The sequence below is a fragment of the Sphaerotilus sp. genome (assembly GCF_013299175.1).
GTDB lineage: Bacteria > Pseudomonadota > Gammaproteobacteria > Burkholderiales > Burkholderiaceae_C > Sphaerotilus.
The window spans coordinates 1-4049 of sequence record NZ_JAAFKF010000180.1 but is presented as its reverse complement, the minus strand read 5'-3'; the positions used below and the strand labels follow the sequence as shown (position 1 = coordinate 4049).

The window sequence follows — 4049 nt, the reverse complement described above, 5'->3', positions numbered from 1 at the left end:
GGCAGCCAGCATGTGCAGGTGCCGGTGCAGGGGCTGGCGCTGTTCATCAATGCGTTCAACTTCCCGTCGTGGGGCCTGTGGGAAAAGGCGGCGCCCGCGCTGCTGTCCGGCGTGCCGGTCGTGGTGAAACCGGGCACGTCCACCGCGTGGCTGACGCAGCGCATGGTGCGCGATGTGGTCGAGGCGGGGGTGCTGCCCGCGGGTGCGCTGAACATCGTCTGCGGCAGTTCGGCCGGGCTGCTCGACGCACTGCGGCCGTTCGATGTGCTGTCGTTCACCGGCTCGGCGGACACGGCGGCGCTGCTGCGGCGGCATCCGGCCGTGGCGGAACGCTCGGTGCGCGTGAACATTGAGGCGGACAGCGTGAACTCGGCGGTGCTGATGCCGGGCACGGCGCCGGGCAGTGCGGCCTTCGACCTGCTGGTCAAGGAAGTCGCCCGCGAGATGACGGTCAAGTCGGGCCAAAAATGCACCGCCATCCGCCGCGTCTTCGTCCCCGAAGCGCTCTATGACGCCGCTGCCGAAGCGATCGGCGCCCGGCTGGCGAAGACCACGGTGGGCAACCCGCGCAACGAGGCGGTGCGCATGGGTTCGCTGGTCAGCCGCGCTCAGCTCCGCAGCGTGCAGGACGGCATCGCCGCGCTGCAGCAGCACGCACAAACCTTGTTCGACGGCCGCGGCGCCGCGCTGATCGACGCCGATCCGGCGGTCGCCGCCTGCATCGCCCCGGTGCTGCTCGGAACGCGGGACGCTGACGGCACGGCTATTGTCCACACCACCGAAGTCTTCGGCCCGGTCGCCACGCTGCTGCCCTACCGCGACGCGGCGCACGCACGGCAACTCGTGGCCCGCGGCGAAGGCTCGCTCGTCTGCTCGCTGTACGGCGAAGACGGCGCGGAATCCGCCCGCTCGCTGGCCGACACCGCGCTCGACCTCGCCGCCAGCCACGGCCGCGTCCACGTCATCACACCGGAAGTCGCCGCCCTGCAGAGCGGGCACGGCAACGTGATGCCGCAGTCGCTGCACGGCGGCCCCGGCCGGGCGGGTGGCGGTGAAGAACTCGGCGGACTGCGGGCGCTGAATTTCTACCACCGGCGTGCAGCCGTGCAAGGCAGCGCAGCCGTGCTCAGCAGCGTGCAAGCGGCAGGCTGATCGCCGGGCCATACCGGGCCCACAATGGGCGGCTTGTTCAGAGGAGCTTCTCGATGACTTTCCGCCCACGCCCCACGCGCCACCTGATCGCCCTGGTCCTGCTGTGCGCCGCTGCAACGTTGCCTGTGCAGGCGGCGAGCACGGCGGCTTCCTCCGCCTCCGACAGTGCATCGAGCGCCGCCAGCAGCGCGTCCGATTCGATCGGCAAGTCCAGCAACAGCTCCTCGCCCGGCAACGACGTGGCCGATGGCGACTACCGCGTGATCGACATGGCCGAGGCCACCGATCGACCGGGGCGGGTGCGCCTGACGCTGCAAGGCGTGGCGGCGGGCAAGCCCGAGACCACGTTCGAGCTGTACCTGCCCCGGGCCACCCTGGAACAGACGCAACTCACCACCGGCCAGCAGATCCGCACCCGCCAGCGTCCCTACGGCATCGAGTTCGCCCGCGCCGATGCCCGCGAACCGTTCTTCCTCGCCCTGCACGACGCGTGGCACCGCGAGCTGGCCTCGCATCCCGTGACGCTGTGAGGCGTGCCGCCGCCGGGGGGTGGATCGCCCTGGCCGCTGCGGTGCCGCTGGGCGCGCAGGCCGGCTTGCCGCGCCTGTGCGACCAGCCGACCACACTGACCGCTGCACAACAGGCCCGGCTGCTGCGGGTCAGTGCCGTCGTCAAGGACGTGCTGGAGCGCACCGGGCAGCGCGTGGCCCTGGTCTCGCGCTCGGGGCTGGATCTGGACCGGTTGGGCCTGCGTTACTCGCACAGCGGCTACACGGCGCGGGATAGCGCGAACGGCCCGTGGTCGGTGCGGCAGTTGTATTACGCCTGCGACGCCGGGCAGTCCAGGCTCTTCGACCAAGGCTTGTCCGGTTTCCTTTTCGGCACCAACGATCCGGAACGCGGCGCGCTGTCCCTGGTCTTCTTGCCGCCGGACGCGGCGGAGCGGCTGGAGCGCGCCGTCCTCGACACACGGCAGGCGCTGGCGCTGCTCGGGGCGACCTACAGCGCCAATGCCCACGCCTGGAGCCAGCGTTACCAGAACTGCAACCAGTGGACGGTCGAGCTGTTCGCCGCGGCGCAAGGCGATCTCGGCCCGAACGCCGACCGCGCCGCCGCGCAGCAGTGGCTCCAGGCACAGGGTTACGCGCCCAGCGTGATCGACCTCGGCTTCCACCCGCTGCTCTGGCTCGCTGCGCTCAGTCCCTGGCTGCACCACGACGACCATCCGCCCGAAGACCTGAACGCAGCGCGTTACCGGGTCAGCATGCCCGCGTCGGTTGAGGCATTCGTGCGTGCCACGGTGCCGGGCGCGACGCGGATCGAAATCTGCCACGCCGACCAGCGCGTCGTCGTCCACCACGGCTGGACCCCGATCGCCGAGGGTTGTCACGCGGGCGACATGGACACCGTGGTGGCGCTGGACTGAGGCGCCAAACCAAGGGCGATCCCGGCTGCGCGGGCTGCGGGCGTGGGCCATCATGGTTCCATCTTCCCGAGAGTTCCGAGGACATTGATGTTCCGCACCCCGCCCCACGCCGCCACAGCCCCCGCCGCCACGGTCGTCGCACTGGCCGTTGCCTCGCTGCTGACCGCCTGCGCCACGCCTCCCGGCGGCGCGCTGACCGGCGGCGACCGCACCGCCACCCTGCGCTACACCGAACACGGCGTGCCGCACATCACCGCGTCCGACCCCGAATCCCTCGCCTACGGCACCGCCTACGCCCACGCCCGCGACAACGTCTGCCAGACCGCCAACCAGCTTGTCACGGTGCGCGGCCAGCGGGCGCGCTTCTTCGGCGGCGACAAGGCGAGCGGCTTGCTGGGGCGGCGCGTGCTGCCGAACGAGCAGATCGATTTCTTCATCGCCGCGCACATGGACGACGCCGCGCTCGCCCGCGTCTCGGCGGCGACGGGTGCCGAAGCGCGCGCGCTGGAAGCCGGCTATGTCGCGGGCTACAACCGCTACCTGCGCGACCGGGCAGCCGAGCTTCCGGCCGCCTGCAAGGGCCAGCCGTGGGTGCAGCCGATGACGCTGGCCGAGTTCCGCCGCCTCAACGAGCTGACCACCGTGCAAGCCGGGATTGCCGCATTGGCCGACGGCGCGCTCGCCGCCCAGCCCCCCAAGCCAGCCGCCGCCACCACGTCGGCGCTGCCCTCCCCGGCCATCGACCTCGCCGACGCCGTCGGGGCAATGCGCGAAGCCGGCGTGATCGAGCCGCGCATGGGGTCGAACGCCTGGGCCTTCGGCAAGGACACCACCGCCAACGGCAGCGGCGTGCTGCTGGGCAATCCGCATTTCCCGTGGCAAGGCGTGAACCGCTTCTGGCAGATGCACCTGACCCTCACCGGCCCCGGTGGCTTCGACGTGATGGGCGCCAGCGTCGGCCACAGCCCGGTGGTGCAGGTCGGGTTCAACAAGGACGTGGCGTGGTCGCACACCGTGTCCACGGGCAAGCGGTTCACGCTGCACGAGCTGGCGCTGCAGCCGGGCGAGCCGACCACCTACCTGATCGACGGCCAGCCCGAGAAGATGCAGACGCGCACCTTGAAGATCCAGGTCCGCCAGCCCGACGGCACGCTCGCCGACAAGACGCAGACCTGGTGGAGCACGCGCTGGGGTCCGGTCGTGGTCGTGCCGCGGGCGGGGCTGAACTGGACCGCCGCCAAAGCCTACGCGCTGAAGGACGCCAACACGCTCAACGCCCGCGCCGTCGAAACCTGGCTGGGTTTCAGCCGCGCCACCCAGGTGGAGGACTTGACGCAGGCGATGCGCAACCTCGGCCTGCCCTGGGTCAACACCATCGCCGCCGACCGCCACGGCCACGCGCTGTACGCCGACCTGAGCGTGGTGCCCGATGTGGATGCGGCCTTGCTGCAACGCTGTGCGCCGAGTCCGC

General features: G+C 71.2%; 4 protein-coding genes. All 4 read left to right on the top strand.

What is annotated here, in order from left to right:
- Window positions 1–1152 (top strand): 3,4-dehydroadipyl-CoA semialdehyde dehydrogenase (locus QZW52_RS18790; RefSeq protein WP_294001594.1); only part of this gene is annotated, 1152 nt, incomplete at its 5' end.
- Between the two features lie 53 nt (window positions 1153–1205).
- Window positions 1206–1682 (top strand): hypothetical protein, encoded by a 477-nt coding sequence (locus tag QZW52_RS18785; protein WP_294001592.1) that lies wholly within the window; start codon window positions 1206–1208, stop codon window positions 1680–1682.
- Window positions 1679–2578, top strand: coding sequence for a DUF2145 domain-containing protein (locus QZW52_RS18780; RefSeq protein WP_294001590.1), 900 nt, complete (start codon window positions 1679–1681; stop codon window positions 2576–2578). Before QZW52_RS18785 ends, QZW52_RS18780 begins: the two co-directional genes overlap by 4 nt.
- Window positions 2579–2665: 87 nt before the next feature.
- The coding region (locus QZW52_RS18775) for a penicillin acylase family protein (RefSeq protein ID WP_294001588.1) at window positions 2666–4049 on the top strand (1384 nt) is incomplete at its 3' end.